The 17,702-nt window shown below is 67.7% G+C and carries 19 protein-coding genes; 13 read left to right on the top strand and 6 right to left on the bottom strand.

Annotation, left to right across the window (positions count from 1 at the left end; genetic code table 11):
* Positions 1–59 precede the first annotated feature (59 nt).
* The 11 genes from BLW75_RS09290 to BLW75_RS09340 all read left to right on the top strand — a co-directional run bounded on the left by BLW75_RS09290 (position 60) and on the right by BLW75_RS09340 (position 11,403).
* Positions 60–1,352 (top strand): helix-turn-helix transcriptional regulator, encoded by a 1,293-nt coding sequence (locus BLW75_RS09290; protein WP_091597221.1) that lies wholly within the window; start codon positions 60–62, stop codon positions 1,350–1,352.
* A complete protein-coding gene (locus BLW75_RS09295) occupies positions 1,349–2,104 on the top strand; it encodes a hypothetical protein (RefSeq protein WP_034322787.1) in 756 nt (251 codons plus the stop codon). Before BLW75_RS09290 ends, BLW75_RS09295 begins: the two co-directional genes overlap by 4 nt.
* Positions 2,105–2,717: 613 nt before the next feature.
* Positions 2,718–3,767 carry a phospholipase D-like domain-containing protein gene (locus tag BLW75_RS09300; RefSeq protein ID WP_034322784.1) on the top strand — a complete coding sequence of 350 codons (1,050 nt, stop codon included), beginning with the start codon at positions 2,718–2,720 and terminating at the stop codon, positions 3,765–3,767.
* Positions 3,764–4,888 carry a thiamine-phosphate kinase gene (locus tag BLW75_RS09305; protein ID WP_091597224.1) on the top strand — a complete coding sequence of 375 codons (1,125 nt, stop codon included), beginning with the start codon at positions 3,764–3,766 and terminating at the stop codon, positions 4,886–4,888. Before BLW75_RS09300 ends, BLW75_RS09305 begins: the two co-directional genes overlap by 4 nt.
* A gap of 190 nt (positions 4,889–5,078) precedes the next feature.
* Positions 5,079–5,840 carry a 3-oxoacyl-ACP reductase FabG gene (gene fabG, locus BLW75_RS09310; RefSeq protein WP_007029803.1) on the top strand — a complete coding sequence of 254 codons (762 nt, stop codon included), beginning with the start codon at positions 5,079–5,081 and terminating at the stop codon, positions 5,838–5,840.
* 3 nt (positions 5,841–5,843) lie between these two features.
* A complete protein-coding gene (locus BLW75_RS09315) occupies positions 5,844–6,296 on the top strand; it encodes a MaoC family dehydratase (protein ID WP_034322782.1) in 453 nt (150 codons plus the stop codon).
* 91 nt (positions 6,297–6,387) lie between these two features.
* Positions 6,388–7,413: a phosphotransferase family protein gene (locus BLW75_RS09320; RefSeq protein ID WP_034322779.1), complete on the top strand. Its 1,026-nt coding sequence runs from the start codon at positions 6,388–6,390 to the stop codon at positions 7,411–7,413.
* Positions 7,414–7,415: 2 nt separating this feature from the next.
* Complete coding sequence (locus tag BLW75_RS09325) at positions 7,416–8,639, top strand: acyl-CoA dehydrogenase family protein (protein ID WP_034322777.1); 1,224 nt, start codon at positions 7,416–7,418, stop codon at positions 8,637–8,639.
* On the top strand, positions 8,636–9,817 hold the full coding sequence (locus BLW75_RS09330; protein WP_034322774.1) for an acyl-CoA dehydrogenase family protein: 1,182 nt from the start codon (positions 8,636–8,638) through the stop codon (positions 9,815–9,817). Before BLW75_RS09325 ends, BLW75_RS09330 begins: the two co-directional genes overlap by 4 nt.
* A complete protein-coding gene (locus tag BLW75_RS09335; protein ID WP_034322773.1) occupies positions 9,814–10,929 on the top strand; it encodes an acyl-CoA dehydrogenase family protein in 1,116 nt (371 codons plus the stop codon). Before BLW75_RS09330 ends, BLW75_RS09335 begins: the two co-directional genes overlap by 4 nt.
* An 81-nt stretch (positions 10,930–11,010) precedes the next feature.
* A complete protein-coding gene (locus BLW75_RS09340) occupies positions 11,011–11,403 on the top strand; it encodes a DUF7715 family protein (protein WP_034322770.1) in 393 nt (130 codons plus the stop codon).
* A 3-nt stretch (positions 11,404–11,406) separates the two neighbouring features.
* On the opposite strand, the gene BLW75_RS09345 is transcribed toward BLW75_RS09340, so the two are convergent.
* The 5 genes from BLW75_RS09345 to BLW75_RS09360 all read right to left on the bottom strand — a co-directional run bounded on the left by BLW75_RS09345 (position 11,407) and on the right by BLW75_RS09360 (position 14,445).
* Positions 11,407–12,024, bottom strand: coding sequence for a TetR/AcrR family transcriptional regulator (locus BLW75_RS09345; protein WP_034322768.1), 618 nt, complete (start codon positions 12,022–12,024; stop codon positions 11,407–11,409).
* An 80-nt stretch (positions 12,025–12,104) separates the two neighbouring features.
* Positions 12,105–12,293: a hypothetical protein gene (locus tag BLW75_RS43200; RefSeq protein ID WP_158005432.1), complete on the bottom strand. Its 189-nt coding sequence runs from the start codon at positions 12,291–12,293 to the stop codon at positions 12,105–12,107.
* A gap of 135 nt (positions 12,294–12,428) precedes the next feature.
* Entirely contained in the window at positions 12,429–12,764 is a 336-nt protein-coding gene (locus BLW75_RS09350) for a hypothetical protein (protein ID WP_034322765.1), read from the bottom strand.
* A gap of 146 nt (positions 12,765–12,910) precedes the next feature.
* Entirely contained in the window at positions 12,911–13,696 is a 786-nt protein-coding gene (locus BLW75_RS09355; protein WP_034322762.1) for an SDR family oxidoreductase, read from the bottom strand.
* Positions 13,693–14,445, bottom strand: a complete 753-nt coding sequence (locus BLW75_RS09360) for an SDR family oxidoreductase (protein WP_034322759.1) — start codon at positions 14,443–14,445, stop codon at positions 13,693–13,695. The genes BLW75_RS09355 and BLW75_RS09360 overlap by 4 nt, the downstream gene beginning before the upstream one ends.
* Before the next feature lie 122 nt (positions 14,446–14,567).
* Between BLW75_RS09360 and BLW75_RS09365 the strand changes: the two genes are divergently transcribed.
* Complete coding sequence (locus tag BLW75_RS09365; RefSeq protein ID WP_034322756.1) at positions 14,568–15,182, top strand: TetR/AcrR family transcriptional regulator; 615 nt, start codon at positions 14,568–14,570, stop codon at positions 15,180–15,182.
* 158 nt (positions 15,183–15,340) lie between these two features.
* Entirely contained in the window at positions 15,341–16,714 is a 1,374-nt protein-coding gene (locus BLW75_RS09370; protein WP_034322753.1) for an MFS transporter, read from the top strand.
* Here BLW75_RS09370 and BLW75_RS09375 read toward each other — a convergent pair.
* Entirely contained in the window at positions 16,673–17,632 is a 960-nt protein-coding gene (locus BLW75_RS09375; protein WP_034322750.1) for a helix-turn-helix transcriptional regulator, read from the bottom strand. The genes BLW75_RS09370 and BLW75_RS09375 overlap by 42 nt on opposite strands.
* Between the last annotated feature and the right edge of the window lie 70 nt (positions 17,633–17,702).

The raw sequence follows: 17,702 nt of genomic DNA on the forward strand, positions 1-17,702 counted from the left end.
CGTTCAGTCACCGACTTACATCGCCTATGCAACGTAGGTAAGCCTGTACTGGTGCCCATATGAACGCTACTTCGACCGGAGGCCAACCGGTCTCGCCTGACGCGGAGACCGTTGCCGCTTGCGCGGTCGGACGTGAGCTGCGGCGGCTGCGCAAGGCCGCGGGCGAAACGCAGGCGGAGACCGCCCGGATCATCGGCGTCACCAGGGCCAACCTGACTCAGTGGGAGCGCGGGAAATATCTGCCGTCGGCGCACAACGCGCGTCAGCTCGACGATCATTTCCGCGCCGCGAACGCGCTATTCACCCTGGTCGAGACCGCCCGTTCACTCCAGGACCACACTCCGCCCGCCCACGGTGACGCCGCCACCGTCGACACTTCGCGGTCACTGCTGCAGGTCTTCCGCACCGTCGGCGCCAAACTCGCCGAGCGCCTGATCCGGGACGAGCACGGAAAACCGCTCGGCTGGCGGCACAACCTGCAGAAGAGCACCGGGCCGAAGGCGCTCAGCACCGCGTACGGGATCAACACCATGCTGCTGGTAGGCGATCCCTACATCGACCTACATACACTCGCCGAGGATCTGTACCGCCTGCAATCGGCAAACGGCTGGCGGGGCCGCGCAGGCGGCAAACGACCGGAGACCACCGCTTCGGTGGTGGACGCGCTTTTCCGCACCAGCACCATGTCCGCCGAAGAGGGGCTGGACCAGATCGAGGGGTCGCTCGACCCGTACAGCAGGACTCGGCCCTACCTGTTGTCCGCCGTGTTGCACACGGCCGTCCGGCTCAGGCCGGACGCCCCGTTGACCGACCGCCTGATCGACGCTCTCCTGGCTGCCCGGCTCGACTTCGACGGCTCACAGCTCTGGCCGGAGAAGAACGAGGCCGGCCTCGTCGCCCCGGAGGTTTCGGTGGTGCACACCGCGCGGTCGGTCGTCGCGCTGCGGGAAGTCCTGCGCAGCCGGGAAGATCGCAACGACGTCCGAGAGGCGGCCGACGAAGCCACACAATGGCTTATCGACCGGTCGCATTCGGACGATGGCGTGGCCGAAGATCTCGAAAGGCCTCGCCCTGACGGGGAAGGAACGACCCGGATCATCATCCGGCACTTCACCGCAGCCTGGGTCGTCCAAGCACTCGCCACCGCCCCCTTCCTGCCACTCCCCCGGCTCAACCGGGCGCTCGGAACCCTTTGGGAGCGCTACGACGCCGAACAGGGACTGTGGGCCTGGGGAAGCGGCGACCTACCCATCTGGCAGACGTTGGACGCCGTCACCGCGCTCCGCGCGGCCGCCTTGGCCGCCACCGGGCCCCCGCTCAGCCCTCCTGGAACTCCAGGTATGAGCCTATGATCGACAAGTCATCATCGTCCGGCTCCAGCGATTCGGCCGAAGTACACGCGTTTGTTCAGGACATCAAAGATTCGCGCCGCGGCGACGGCGTCGTGGACCTGCCCTGGCTCGACCGCGCGGCACGGCGGGTCCAGGACGACCCCGGCACCTTCCTCGCCTGGATGCGAGAGATTCTCCGGAACGAGGAAACCGTACGCGACACCGCGAAGCGCTCCTACTGGCACCCCAATGGGTTCGCCAAAATGGTGCTGCACTCCTCGGCCGATTTCCGGATCCGACTCCATGTTTGGCCGGGTTCCGATGAGCCGTCCCGCGGTGAGTCCAATCCGCACAGTCACCGCTGGGAATTCGCCTCGACCATCATCGCGGGCGAGGGCGTGCACATGGCCGAGTACACCGAAGTGGTCGAGGGCGGAGTACTCCACAATCGTTACTGGTACGGCACCGATCCCGCCAACCCCGCGGCGTTGCGGCTCGACGGGCAGGTTCGCATCAGGAAGTTGCGGGCCCCCCACGCACGGCTCGGGCAAATCTACACCTGCGATTCCGAGGTCGTGCATACCGTCCGGCCGATCGACGGGAGCCTCACCGCAACCCTGGTTTTCCAAGGCCCACATCAGTCGGCGAAGACCGTCGTCTATTGCATTCCCGGCCAAACCGACGACCAGCCCAACGGCAAAATGACCGAGGAGGACGTGCGCCTTCTTGTCAAGTCCGTCGCCGCCGAGTTCGCCAAGCGACAGTCGACATGACCGCGGTCCAGCCTGCCTAGCCGAGCCCTGGTTCAGCAATCGGCGATTCGAACGCGGTATTATCACTGACAGAGAAATCAGGAACCTTACTCGAATACGATCCCACTGTCACATCGTTCGGCAACCCCCTGTTTCAGGCTGCCGTGATCAGCTTTGCGACTGAGCGAAAAGCTCTTACCTTAGCGCCCACTGGACAGATCGTTTCGCTCCGATCATGGAACGCATCGAACTCTCAAGCAGACTGGAACAACTCATCGGCGCCACCAGCAAATACGCCACCCAGGCATCAGCGTAGTTCTCCCCGCAGTCAAGTCAGCCCCATCCGCCCGCAACAATGACGCAGTCCCGACCCGACGATTGTCGACCATCCACGCCACCTATTGCAGACCTCGAATCCACAATATGACACTATTCACCCCTCACAGGAAAAATGAAACACATGGCAGGATTTCGCATAACTACTCGTATAGTTATTTCGTCATGCCATCCCGACTTGGCTAACGAATCGAACACACAAAGATCGGAGAACTAGTCCGTTCATCCTCTTGGCGGGCAGACAGCCGAAATAGTCACATCTATGCTGTAGCCAGTCTGCCCACCAGGAGGAGGCCTCGTGGGAATCCTTGCCATGCCCGAACTGCGAATCGTCCAAGACCTTCAGCACGCCGGACTGACTCGCTCCGCCGCGACACTGGCCGTCGTGATGGCGACTCGCAGGTACGACCGACCGGAGCGGGATCTGGCGGAAATCGTCCGCCACTATCCCGGACTCGAGTCCGTCACCGAGGCCCGCCTGGCGATTCAAGACCTACTGCACCGAAAATGGCTCACCCAGACTGTCATTCACGGCGTAGCGGTTACTGGTCGTGTTCCAAGTCTGGCGAACCTGATCGCAACCCATCTGGGAGACGAGAGCGTCGCCGACAGCCTGCCGGCGGTCCGTGTCACTCTCGAGCCGTACATCACGATTCTGGGACCAATGGAGAACTCTTCGGTATTCCACTCGTACCTGAGCCTCCTCCGGTCCGCGCGCAGTGAGATCTGCATGCCGATGCTCGTGACACCACCCTACGAGGAGACGGTGCGCGCACTCCGCGACCGCGCCGAAGCCGGCGTGAGAATACGCATACTGCTCGCCGCGCCGACACTGGCCGTAAAATGGAGAAGCGAAACCATGCGATCCATTTCCACGGAGCGTATCAACGCATGGGTGCACGAGTTTCGCAATAACCCGACCGTAGAAATAAGGCTGAGCAGGACAGCAGAGGACATGGAACTGGCCACCTGTTTCTCCGTTGACGGTGAAACGGTGAGATTTGACATATACGACCCATATCGGCAGCGAAGCCTCGAAGGCGTCATGATCGAAGTAGCCGCGCCGCAAGGTATGCTGCCCAACTTCATAAGAATGTTTCTAAGACTCTTCGAAGAATCCTGGTCGAACTCTGTTCAAGTTTCTCGATTGGCCAGGTTTCTCTGGTTCCTCCGAAAACAGTGGAAGTCCTGGCTCGCCATCTTCTTTCTTCTGCTCGCATTCGTCCCAACGCCAGTGCCGCGCTGGCCTGAAATTCTAATAGGAATCAGCTGTGGGATCACAGCACCACTACTCATCGAGGGGATACCTCAAATGCGGAAGATCGTTCGCAAAAGACGGAGCCGATGACCGACCGCCGCGATGCCGCCTGGTCCCGTTCGGTCGGCCATGTCGGCACCCCTGAACTCTCGCCGATCGGCGACGACGCCCGGCTCGGCGACCTCAGCGAGCACGCGATCCTGGAGCACATCCTGCGGCCGCGTTACGGCGGTGTCCGCGGCTTCGGGGACGACTGCGCGGTCCTCGACGCCACCGAAGGGCTTCGCGGCGAACTGGTCGCCACCACCGACAGCTGCCCCACGCCGCTGGTCACCATCCTCGGTGAAACGGATCCCTATCACGCCGGGTGGCTGCTGGCGACGATCAACCTCTCCGATCTCGCCGCGGCCGGCGCCACTCCGCTCGGCCTGGTCGTCAACTACACCCTGCCGAAGACGACCACGGCGGGCGAATTCCGGCGGCTTCTCGACGGGGTCGACGACTGCACGAAGGTCCACGGCACCAAGGTCGTCGGCGGTGATCTCCGGGACGGCCCGGTCCGGCAGCTCACCGCGACCGCGATCGGCCGGTGCGTCCCCGGCGGACGACTCGGGCGCGCGGGCGCCGAAGCCGGCGATCGGCTGCTGCTGGTCGGTTCGCCCGGCTATCTGTGGGCGTACGCGCTGCTCGTCGAAAAGCAGGCGCGGCTTCCCGGACCTGACGTCGCGGACATCCGCGAGCGCGCCTGCCGTCCGATGGCCCAGGTGGCAGCGGGCAGGATGCTCGCCACGGCCGGGCTGGCACGCGCGGCGATGGACGTCTCCGACGGTCTCTTCCCGACCGTGCGGACCCTGTGCGGCGCCAACGGTCTCGGCGCGCGGATCACCACGGACATCCGGCTGGACGACGCGCCCGCCGACGTCTGCGCGCAGTCGGGGCTCGGCCCGTTCGAGCTCGCGCAGGCCTGGGGCGACTGGACGCTCGTGGTCGCCGTGCGGCCACAGGATGTCGAACTCGCCAAGAAGACCCTCGCCGGTGAGGGCGTCGCGGCACAGGAAATCGGCTCCCTCGTCCCTGGCGAGGAAGGTATTTCGCTGGACGACGGAGAACTCTGGGAAGGGATCGCGCAGGAGCGGTTCTCGCCCAGTTCCTGGCACGGCGGCGAGGTGCCGAAGCTGATCACCAAGGTTCTCGGCAGGCGCGCGGGCTGACCACCTGCGGTACGGATGGCCGACCCGGGTGTCGGCCATCCGGTCAGTGAGTGACGAGGCAGGGTGATTACGGTCACATTCGACCGGTTTCGCGCGGGCGCGCTCCCCGAAAGCGGCATTCACTCTACAAAGCGACCGCTCAGTACGGCAGACTCGGGCTCACTTCCACTCGACGACGAGGAGAACACCCGTGACCGAACACCCCTCCCGTGTAGCGATCGTCACCGGCGCCGGCCGCGGCATCGGGGCGGCCGTGGCCAAACGCCTCGCTTCCGACGGGTTCGCCGTCGGCTTGCTGGACCTCGACGAGGCGGGCGTCAAGCAGGGGGCCGAAGCGATCGTCGCCGAGGGCGGCAAGGCCGTCGGTGTCGCGCTGGACGTCAACGACGCCGCACAGGTCGAAGCCGCGGTGACCCGGGTGGCCGAGGAACTCGGCGCGCCGACCGTGCTGATCAACAACGCCGGCATCACCCGCGACAACCTGCTGTTCAAGATGACCGAACAGGACTGGGACTCGGTGCTGGGCGTGCACCTGAAGGGCTCGTTCCTGATGACCCGCGAGGTGCAGAAGTACCAGACGCAGGAGAAGTGGGGCCGCATCGTCAACCTCTCCAGCACCTCGGCGCTGGGCAACCGCGGCCAGGTCAACTACTCCGCCGCCAAGGCGGGCATGCAGGGCTTCACCAAGACCCTCGCGATCGAACTGGGCAAGTTCAACGTCACCGCGAACGCCATCGCCCCCGGGTTCATCGCCACCGACATGACCGCGGCGACCGCCGAGCGGATCGGCATGTCCTTCGAGGACTTCAAGGCGGCGGCCGCGTCGCAGATCCCGGTGCAGCGCGTCGGCACCCCCGAGGACATCGCCAACCTCGCGTCGTTCCTGGTGAGCGACGGCGCCGGGTTCATCTCCGGCCAGGTCATCTACGTCGCCGGCGGACCGAAGGACTGAGCCATGCGCGAATTCGCCTCCCTGCAGGAGTTCGAGAACGCCGTCGGCGAGCACTTCGGCCACAGCGACTGGCTGACGCTCACCCAGGACCGGGTGGACCTGTTCGCCGACGCCACCGACGACCACCAGTGGATCCACGTCGACGTCGAGAAGGCGGCCGAAGGGCCGTTCGGCGCCCCGATCGCCCACGGCTTCCTGACGCTGTCGCTCATTTCGGGCTTCGTCGGGAAGCTCTACCGCGTCAATGGGCTCAAGATGGGCATCAACTACGGACTGAACAAGGTCCGGTTCCCCCAGCCGGTCAAGGTCGGCGCGAGGATCCGGGCGGGCGCCGAGCTGGTCGAGGTCACCGACGTCGCGGGCGGCAAGCAGGCCATCGTCAAATGGACGATCGAGATCGACGGCGAGCCCAAGCCGGCGTGCGTCGCGGAGATGGTCGTCCGGCTGATCGCCTGAGAAGGTGACGTCCGGCACCTCGCCGGACCTCCCCTACCCGGCATACCGACTGGTCGGTACTGTAATCGGAAAGCGAGCCGCTGGAGGCACCATGAACCAGTCCGACCTGCCGGGCCTCGATCTGGCCAGGCTCAAGGCCCATCTGGACGAGCACCGGCCGGGTCTCGTCCAAGGTGACTTGAGCGGCCAGGTCGTGGAAGGGGGCCGGTCCAACCTGACCTACATCGTGGGCGACGGCCGGTCCCGCTGGGTGGTCCGCCGCCCGCCGCTGGGCCACGTCCTGCCGACCGCGCACGACATGGGCCGCGAGTACCGGGTGATCACCGGGCTGCACGGCACGGCCGTCCCGGTGCCGGAAACCGTGCTGCTGTGCGAAGACACCGACGTCATCGGATCGCGGTTCTACGTGATGGAGTTCGTGGAGGGCACGCCCTTCCGCTCGGACACCGAACTCGCCGCGCTCGGCCCCGCCCGGACAAGGGCGATCGCGGAGGAACTGGTCGACACCCTGGTCGAACTGCACGCCGTCGAGCCCGCATCGGTGGGGCTGGGCGATTTCGGCCGTCCGGAAGGCTTCCTCGAACGCCAGCTGCGGCGCTGGAAGAAGCAACTCGACGGCAATCGCAGCCGTGATCTCCCCGGCGTCGACGAACTCCACGACCGGCTCGCCTCGTCGGTACCCGTATCGGGCGAACCGTCGATCGTCCACGGCGACTACCGGCTGGACAACGTGCTGGTGAACGCGGACGACCGGATCACCGCGGTGCTGGACTGGGAGATGTCCACCCTCGGCGACCCGCTGACCGACCTCGCACTGCTGGTGGCCTACGCCGAACGCGACAAGGTCTCGCTGCAGTTCGTGTCCAACGCCAGCTCGGCACCGGGTTATCCGCGCAACGACGAGGTCATCGCGCGGTACGCCGAGCGTTCCGGGCGCGACGTCTCCCGGCTCAACTGGTACGTGAGCTTCGCGTTCTTCAAACTCGCGGTGATCCTGGAAGGCATCCACCTCCGCTACAGCAAGGGACAGACCGTCGGCGCCGGTTTCGACGGCATCGGGTCGGGCGTCGTCCCGTTGATCGCGCACGGCAACGAGACTCTCAAGGAAGAGGGATAGAGATGGACTTCGCCTTCGACGCGAAAACCGAGGAACTGCGGGGGAAACTCCTCAAGTTCATGGATTCGCACATCTATCCGGCCGAGGCCGTCTTCGAGCGGCAACTGGCCGAGCGCGACAGCGAATGGTCGCAGCCGCCGATCGTCGAAGAACTCAAGGCCGAGGCGCGCAAGCGTGGGCTGTGGAACTTCTTCCTCCCCGGTGACCACGGCGCCGGGCTGACGAACCTGCAATACGCGCCGCTGGCCGAGATCACCGGACGCAGCATCCGGCTCGCGCCGACCGCGCTGAACTGCGCGGCGCCGGACACCGGGAACATGGAAGTCCTCACCATGTTCGGCACCGAGCAGCAGAAGAAGCAGTGGCTCCAGCCGTTGCTGGACGGCGAGATCCGGTCCGCGTTCGCGATGACCGAGCCCGACGTCGCCTCCTCCGACGCGCGCAACATCGCCACCGGCATCCGCCGCGACGGCGACGAGTACGTCATCAACGGCCGCAAGTGGTACATCTCCGGCGCGATGAACCCGAACTGCAAGATCTTCATCGTGATGGGCAAGACCGATCCGGACGGCCCGCCGCACAAGCAGCAGAGCATGATCCTGGTCCCCCGCGACACCCCCGGCATGACCGTGAAACGCGGTATGCACGTGTTCGGCTACACCGACGGCGATCACGGCGGGCACGCCGAGGTGGTCTTCGAGGACGTCCGTGTGCCCGCGGAGAACCTCATCGCCGGCGAGGGTGACGGGTTCGCCATCGCGCAGGCCCGCCTCGGCCCGGGGCGGATCCACCACTGCATGCGCGCCATCGGCATGGCCGAACGCGCGCTGGAGCTGATGTGCCGCCGGGCGCTTTCGCGCGAGACCTTCGGCAAGCCGATCGCCGAACAGGGCGTGGTGCAGGACTGGATCGCCGAGGCGCGGGTCAAGATCGAGCAGCAGCGCCTGCTGGTGCTCAAGACCGCGTGGCTGATGGACACCGTCGGCAACCAGGGCGCGCACACCGAGATCCAGGCGATCAAGATCTCCACGCCGATCACCGTCGAATGGATCCTCGACAAAGCCGTCCAGCTGTTCGGCGCGGGCGGCGTCAGCCAGGACTTCCCGGTCGCCGAAATGTGGGCGCAGGTGCGGACGCTGCGGCTCGCCGACGGCCCGGACGAGGTGCACAAGCGCTCGCTGGCGCACCGTGAACTGAAGAAGTACCGCGGGGAGGCCGCCAAGTGACCACTGTGGACGATCTCAAGCGGCGCGTGGCCGATCTGCTGGCCGCGTATCCGCCGGAAAGCACGCCGCGTCAGGACTTCCTCGACGCGCGGTTCGACGCCGGGTTGGCATGGATCCACTTTCCCGAGGGCCTCGGTGGCCTGAACGCGCCGCGGTCCCTCCAGTCCGTTGTGGACAAGGAGCTCGCCGCGGCGGGCGCGCCGGACAACGACAAACGGCGGATCGGGATCGGCCTGGGCATGGCCGCACCGACCATCCTCGCCTTCGGCACACCCGAACAGCACCAGCGCTTCCTCCGTCCATTGTGGACCGAACGCGAGGTGTGGTGCCAGCTGTTCAGCGAGCCGGGCGCCGGATCCGACCTGGCCGCGCTGGGCACGCGCGCGGTACGCGACGGCGACGACTGGGTGGTCACCGGCCAGAAGGTCTGGACGTCGGGCGCGCACAAGTCGCAGTGGGCCATCCTGGTCACCCGCACCGATCCCGACGTGCCGAAGCACCGCGGCATGACGTACTTCCTGTGCGACATGACCGCCCCGGGCGTCGAGGTCCGTCCGCTGCGCCAGATCACCGGCGAGGCCGAGTTCAACGAGGTCTTCCTCAGCCAGGTCCGCATCCCCGACGCGCACCGCCTCGGCGCGGTCGGCGAGGGCTGGAAGGTCGCCCAGACCACGCTGATGAACGAGCGGGTCGCGATCGGCGGCACCGAGTTCCCGCGCGACGGCGGCATGGTCGGCGTCGTCGCCCGAACCTGGCGGGAACGCCCGGAGCTGCGCACCTCCGAACTGCACGACCGGCTGCTGAAACTGTGGGTGGAGGGGGAAAGCCTGCGCCTGGTGAGCTCTCGGTTGCGGCAGCAGCTCGCCGCGGGCGCGCCGGGACCGGAAGGGTCCGCGGTCAAGGTCGCGTTCTCCGAACTGAACCAGGCCGCGTCGGGGCTGGAGATCGAACTGCTCGGCGACGAGGGCCTGCGGTACGACGACTGGACGATGCGGCGTCCCGACGGCGTGAACTTCCTCGGCCGCGAGGCCGGCTACCGCTATCTGCGCGCGAAGGGCAACTCCATCGAGGGCGGCACCTCGGAGGTCCTGCGCAACATCATCGCCGAGCGCGTGCTGGGGCTGCCGTCCGAGCCGCGGATCGACAAGGACGTCGCCTGGAAGGACCTGCCCCGATGACCGACCTGCTGTATTCCGAGGTCGAAGAGGACCTTCGCGCCAGCGTCCGTGACCTGTTCAAGGACCGCGCGGAACCGGCGGCCCTGATCGCCAGGACCGAGACGGCGGAACCGTACGACCTGAAGTTGTGGCGCACGCTCGCCGCCGACCTCGGCGCGGCGGGCCTCGCCGTCCCGGAGGCACTGGGCGGGCACGGCGCTTCGGCGCGGGAAGTCGCCGTCGTGATGGAGGAACTCGGGCGCAGCGTCGCCCCTGTCCCCTATCTCGGCAGCGCCGTCCTGGCGACGTCGGCCCTGCTGGCGGCGGACACGTCGCAGGCGGAAGTGGCCGAACCGCTCGGGAAACTGGCCGCGGGCACACTCATCGGCGCGCTGGCGATCCCGCTGTCGACCGCGCCCGGCGCCGAGTTCCCCTCGACGGTCACGGCGGCCGCCGACGGCACGCTCAGCGGCCAGGTCCGCAGCGTGGTCGACGCGTCGGTGGCCGAACTGATCGTCGTCCCGGCGGTGGGACCCGACGGCCCCGGCCTGTACACGATCGACGCGTCGGCGGCGGGGGTGACGGTCACCGAGGCGATTTCCCTCGACCTCACCCGGCGCATCGCCGACGTCACCGTGGAGAACGTGGCCGCGAAACGCGTCGCCGGCGGCTCGGTGGCCGCGTCGGCGCTGGACACGGCACTCGTCACCGCGGCGGGGCTGCTCGCCTCGGAACAGCTCGGGATCGCCGAATGGGCGCTGACCGAAACGGTGCGCTATCTCAAGGAGCGCTACCAGTTCGGCCGTCAGGTCGGTTCGTTCCAGTCGCTGAAGCACCGGCTGGCGAACCTGTACACGGATCTGGTCAACGCCAGGGCGACCGCGCGCTACGCCGCCGACTGCCTGGCTTCCGGTGACGATGTCGCGATCGCCGTCGCGGTCGCGCAGGCCCGCAACTCCCCCATCGCCGTCCACGCCGCCGAAGAGGCGATCCAGTTGCACGGCGGGATCGGCATGACCTGGGAGCACCCCGCGCACTTGTACCTGAAGCGCGCGAAGAGCGACGAGATCGCGCTCGGCACTCCTGGGCGGCATCGCGCCGCCCTCGCGCCGCTGATCGACCTTCCCGCCTGACCCACCCGGCGGGGTCCGCCCGAAAACTGTCGGACCCCGCCGATACAACTGTTCGAACATCCGATCGAACAGGGAGTCAGCATGAAACTGCTCGTGGCCACCGCGAAGACCCAGGGCGCGCGGGAGAACGACTTCGATCACTGCGTGGAAGGCGAACTGCTCTGGGTCGCCCCGCCCTGCGGCGACGGCGAGAGTTCGCCCGATTCCCGCTGCGGCTGCGGCCGGGCGTTCGGTGGGCTGAGCTCGCACCGCGGAACGACGACGGCACTCGTCGCGGATCTGCCCGGTTTCACCTTTTCCGACTACGCCGACGCGTTGCGGTCGAGTCTCGCCGCCCAGGGCTGGCCGCCCGAAGCAGCCGAGGACGTGGCGACGGATCTGCTCGCCCTCGCGTCCGAGTGGGAGGTGGGAACGGTGCTCGAACGCCGCGACGACTGGTTCGCCGAACGCCTCGTGCCCGCGCCACCGGGCTGAGCGCTACTCGGGTCGCAGCGCGGCCAGCAGGAGATCGGCGAAGTGATCGCCGATCTGGCGGGCCGAAAGCGCACCGCCACGCCGGTACCACGAACCGAGGTGGTGCACCGACCCGAAGAAGAAGTCGACGATCACGTCGGCCGGTTTGTCCCCGCGGAACTCGCCGGACTCCTGGCCTTCCTCGATCAGCGTGCGGAACCGCTCGTGGTACTTGCGGCGTTCCGCGCGGACGGCCTTCTGTTTCTCCACGCTGAGCTGGTGCATGGACTGCATGAAGATCGTGTTGTCGTCGAGGTTGTCGATCGTGCTGACGACCACGTCGGAGGCGGCGGAACGCAACCGTTCCCGCAGCGGAGCCTCGCTCGAGACCACTTTTTCCAGTTGCTCGGTCTGCGCGCGCAGCACCCGTGCGTAGATCTCGTAAAGGAGGTCGTCCTTGGAGCCGAAGTAGTGATACATCGCGCCCTTGGTGACCCCGGCCGCCTCGACGATCTCCTGCACGGAAGTGCGGTCGAAACCCTTCTTCGCGAAGAGCTTCGTGGCGTGCGACAGCAGACGGCGCGGGACAGCGGCCTGGTCTTCGCCGCCTGCCTCGGCCTTCCTGGTGGTCGCTCGTGTCATGGCCGGCCCCTTCTCGTGCGGACACTCAGCATACCGGCCGGTTTGTCGAGGGCCGGAGAACCGCCGGTCCCCGGGACCGATCACCGGCCACTGGGCGCCCGGGAGGGCGAGAGCACGCCGACCCCGGAGACCGTCGCGAAGATCGCGACCGCCGTGTTCGCGCTCTTCCGTGTCCAGACGCCGCTGGTGGTCCTGGTCGACGACGCGCAGTGGCTCGACGAGCACACCGCCACTCGGACTCCCGAAGCGGGTGACCCGATGATCGGCACACGGTCGTCTTCGCCTGCCGATCGGCCGAATGGTCTTCAGCGATGGAAACGGTCGATCGACCGGAACCGCGGTGTCCATTGTAGACACAGAACCGCCCCGGGCGGCCAGGCTCCCGGGGCGGCTCCGCTGGCGAATCAGACGGTTTCGCGCGTGCTCGCCGCGTACTTCTCCGCGGTCAGCGCGGTGCATGTGCGCACCCACAGCTCCCAGCCGCGCAGCGCCTGGTTGCAGTTCCAGCCGGTCCAGCGGCCCGCCTGCGCGCCCTCGTTGCCGGCGCGATTGCAGGCGGTTTTGCTGCTCCAGCCCTCACTCACCTTGCGGTACGGCGTGCAGGAAGCCGCCGCGACGTCACCCGACGCCCCGGCCGCACACGGTTCCGCGGTGCTCGCCATCGCCGATCCCGCGGTCAGCACCGACCCGGCGAGGGTGGCGGCGAGAACGGCACCACGGAGCACGAAGCGTTTGTTCATCGAGTTTTCCTTACCGCGAGCAAGACCCCTCACCACAGTGGCCGATCCGCCGACGAAGATCAACCGCCACCCGCCGAGTTACGTCCCCGATCACGCGAGTTACGTTTCTGATCACGCGAGTCACGTCTCCGATCAACCGGCGCCGGTCATTCCCCGATGACCTGCTCCACCTTGCGCTGCAGCTTGTTCATCCCGCCGAGCCAGCGATCGGTCTGCGTGGCCCGCGCGGCGTAGTAGTCCGCGACCTCGGGATGCGGCAGCACCAGGAACCGGTCGGCGGCGATGGCCTCGAACAGCGCGTCCGCGACCTGCTCCGGCTGGATCGCCGACGCGCCCATCAGCAGTTCGCCCGCCGGGCCGGTGTTCTCCAGCATCGCCGTCCGCACGCCCTGCGGGCAGATGGCCTGCACGGTGAGCCCGCGGTGCCGGTAGGTCGCCGACAGCCATTCGGCGAAGGCGAGCGCGCCGTGTTTGGTCACCGAGTAGGACGCCGAACCGAGGCTGGTCAGCAATCCCGCCGCCGACACCGTCGAGATGAAGTGCCCGCGGCCGCGTTCGAGCCACGGCGGCAGGAGCAGCCGCGCCGCGCGCACGTGCGCCATGACGTTGACGTCCCAAATCCGCGCCCAGTCCTCCTCCGGCGCGTCCACGCCGCCCATCGGCGCGATCCCGGCGTTGGCGCAGAAGACGTCGATCTCGCCGAGGGTTTCGCGCGCCGCCTCGATCAGGGACGCGACACCCGCTTCGCTCGCGGCGTCACCGGCGACGGCGGTCCCGCCGATCTCCTTCGCCACTTCGGCCGCGGCGTCCCCGTTCAGGTCGCCGACGACGACCCGGGCGCCCTCGGCGGCGAACCGGCGGGCGAGGACGGCCCCGATGCCGCCGCCCCCACCGGTGACGACGACCCCGGAACCGGTGAACGACGCGGTCACAGGCCACCCGCCAGTGTGACGCCGCCGTCGAGGACCACCGTCTGCCCGGTGATCCAGCCCGCTTCCTCCGAAAGCAGGAACGACACGGCGCTCGCGATGTCCGCCGGAACGCCGAGGCGCTTCATCGGATACGACTCGGAGACCTCTTCTTCGCGGCCTTCGTACAGCGCGGTCGCGAACTTGGTCTTGACCACGGCCGGCGCGACGGCGTTCACGCGGATCTTCGGCCCCAGTTCGAAGCCGAGTTCCTTGGTGAGCCGGATCAGCGCGGCCTTGCTGACGCCGTACATGCCGATCCCGGGCGAAGCGCCGAGCCCGGCGATGGACGCGACGTTCACCACCGCGCCGCCGTGCTCCCCCATCCACGCGTCCCGCGCCCGGCGAGTCCACGAAAGCGGCGCGAGCACGTTGACGGCGAAGATCTTCGCGGCGGCCCCCGGGTCGATGTCCAGGGTCGGCCCGAACACCGGGTTGATACCGGTGTTGTTGACCAGCATGTCGAGCCTGCCGAAGGTCTCGATGGTCTTGGCGACGGCCTCGTCCTGGTGCGCCTCGTCGTCGGCCTTGCCCGGAACGGCGATGGCGACGGCCTCGCCGCCCAGTTCGGCCACCGCTTCGGCCAGCGGCTCCGGCTTGCGCGCGGTGATGCACACCTTCGCGCCGCGCTCGACCAGGTCCTTGGCGATCCCGAGACCGATACCCCGGCTGGCGCCGGTGACGATCGCGACGCGATCCTTGAACGAGTTCACTCTTCGATCTCCTCTGTGTTCACTGGCGACGCAATCACTAAGCGAGCGCTCACTTACAATGGGAAGGTCCGGAGACGGTGTCAAGCCCGCCATCCGGAACGAGCGTCTGGGAGGATCTGCGGATGACCATGTCGCTGTCGGCCGAGCTGTGGCCCGACGTCCAGCCGGAGACGGCACGGCGGCTGATGCTGGCGGGGGTCGAATCCTTCGCGCGCCGTGGCTATCACGCGACCACCACCCGGGACATCGCCTCGGCGGCGGGGATGAGTCCCGCGGCGCTGTACGTGCACTTCCCGTCCAAGGCCGCGTTGCTGTTCGCGATCTCGAAGTACGGCCACGAGCAGACGCTCTCGCTGGTCGAGAGCGTCGTGGCACGGGAGACCGACCCGGTCGAGCGGATCCGGTTGCTGGTCGAGGATTTCGTGGCGTGGCACGCGCGGAGGCACACCGTGGCCCGCGTGGTGCAGTACGAACTGCACGCGCTGCCCGACGAGGAGTTCGAGATCGTCGCGAAACTGCGCCGCCGCATCGAGCAGGTCGTGCGCGAGGTCATCACCGAAGGCGCCGCGACGGGCGTGTTCACCGTCGGCGACCCGCACACCGCCGCCCGCGCCGTGCTCTCGCTCGGCGTCGACGTCTCCCGCTGGTACAGCGAGCGGACGCGCCAGACCCCCAAGAAACTCGGCCAGGAGTACAGCGAACTGGTGCTGCGCATGCTCGGCACGAAACTCTCCTGACCAGTACCGTTCGACCCTTCCCGGCGCTACCGCCACCAGAGTGACATACCAACCGGTCGGTATATAGAATTACCCGTTGAGACGTTGACCACATACTAAGCGGTTGTTAACTTGCCCGGACTGCATCGCCGCAGCAGCGCCGAGCGAAGGGCATCCAGATGGCCGACACCGCACCGAACGCCCCGGAAACCGCCGCCGAACCGACGATCACCGTGTCCCAGCGCCGAAGGGCCGCGACCGCGGCGGCACTCGCCTCCTCGGTCGAGTGGTACGACTACTTCGTCTTCGGCATCGCCGCCGCCCTGGTCTTCGGGAAGACCTTCTTCCCCACCAGCAACGCGGCCGCCGGCGTCCTCGCCTCGTTCGCGACCTTCGCGGTCGGCTTTCTCGCCCGGCCACTCGGCGGGATCATCGCGGGCAGCCTCGGCGACAAACGCGGCCGGAAACCCGTGCTGGTGCTGGCGATCGCGCTGATGGGCGCGGCGACCACACTGATCGGCCTGCTGCCGACCTACGACTCGATCGGCATCGCCGCACCGATCCTCCTGGTCCTGCTCCGGCTCGTGCAGGGGGTCGCCGTCGGCGCCCAGTGGGGTGGCGCGATGCTGCTCGCCACCGAGTACGCGCCGCCTGGCAAACGCGGTCTGTACGGCAGCCTCGTGCAACTCGGCGTCCCGATCGGGGTGGTGCTGGCGAACACGGTGTTCCTGGTCGCCGCCCAGGTCGCGCCGCCGTCGGATTTCCTCGTCTGGGCGTGGCGGATCCCGTTCCTGGTGGGTGTCCTCGTGCTCGGGCTGGCCTGGTACATGCACGTCAAGATCGACGAAACCCCCGAATACCGCCGTGCGGAAGCGAAACTCGCCGCCGAGGAACGCGGCCGCGCCAAGTCGCCGCTGCGCGACGTCCTGCGCCATCACAAGGGCACGGTGCTGCTGGCGGGCGGCTCGTTCATGGTCAACACCGCCACGTTCTACATCCTGCTGAACGGTGTCCTCGACTACGCCACCCGCCACCTCGGGATGTCACGGACCACCGTGCTCGTCGCGACCCTGCTGATCAGCACCCTGCAGCTGGCGATCATCCCGCTGTCGGCGAAACTGTCCGACCGGATCGGCAGGCTCAAGATCTACACCTTCGGCGCGGCGGGCGTCGCGCTCTGGGCGATCCCGATGTTCCTGCTGATCGACACCGCCTCGCTGCCGCTGTTCGTCATCGCCTCGTTCGTCGGGTCACTGTTCCTCGGCATCATGTACGGTCCGCAGGCGGCGTTGTTCGCCGAGCTCTTCACCGCCGAGATGCGTTACACCGGCGCCTCGCTCGGCTACCAGATCAGCGCGGTCGTCGGCGGCGGGCTCGCGCCGTTCATCATGGTGCTGCTGCTGGAATCCACCGGGACCTCGATGTCGGTCTCGCTCTACATCATCGTGCTGGCCCTGATCTCGCTCGGCTCGATCGGCCTGCTGGCCAAACGCGCGCGGTCCACTTCGGACTCAGACGACCGCGCGCGCGAAGCGGTCGGCGACCAGCCGTAGCCGCTCCTTGACCTCGTCCGGCGCCTCCTCCACGACGAAGTCGACGTCCCAGTGGGCGAGGTAGTACGGCATCACGGAAAGGTCGTTGGAACCGACCCGGACCCGGCAGGTGTGCTCGTCGATGGCCTCGATCGTCCCGGCGGTCGGGGACACGTATTCGGCGAGCGCGTCCGCCGGGGCGTTCACCCGCAGCACCATCTGGTGCGGATACGGCGAAGACGTGATCCCGCGGGAGACGTACGCCGCGAGGTCCTCCGCGGGCGGTTCCCTCGGGGTGAACCGGAAACTCGTGTCCGGGACGCCGTCGATGCGGTCGACGCGGAAGGTCCGCCAGTCGTCACGGTCGAGGTCGAACGCGACCAGGTACCAGCGGCGCCCGGTGTGCACCAGGCGTAATGGCTCGATGTAGCGCTCGCTGACGTCGCCGTTGTGGCTGCGGTAGCCGAACCGGAGCCGCTGATGGTCACGGCACGCGGACGCGATGACCGTCAGCGCCGCCGCGTCGATGACCGGGACGACGCCGCCGAGCGGGATCATCGCGGTGTTCAACGCGGTGATCCGGTGCCGCAGCCGCGCGGGCAGCACCTGCTCCAGCTTCGTGAGCGCGCGAACCGAGGTCTCCTCGATCCCCGAGACCGTCCCGTTCGCGGCCGTGCGGAGCCCGACGGCGACCGCGACGGCCTCGTCGTCGTCCAGCAGCAGCGGCGGCAACGCGGCCCCCGCGCCGAGCCGGTAGCCGCCCGCGACACCGGGGGTGGCGTGCACCGGGTAGCCCAGCTCGCGCAGCCGCTCGACGTCGCGCCGGACCGTGCGGACGTCGACCTTCAGCCGGTCGGCCAGATCGGCGCCCGGCCAGTCCCGGCGCGCCTGCAGCAGGGAGAGCAGCCTCAGCAGCCGTGCCGACGTGCCCGTGGTCATCGGTTCGCTCGCTTCATGGGAGGAGTGTCGCAGATATTCAGGACAGGTCCCGTCCGCATTGGCTCGTGAG

This window comes from Amycolatopsis lurida, from assembly GCF_900105055.1.
GTDB lineage: Bacteria > Actinomycetota > Actinomycetes > Mycobacteriales > Pseudonocardiaceae > Amycolatopsis > Amycolatopsis lurida.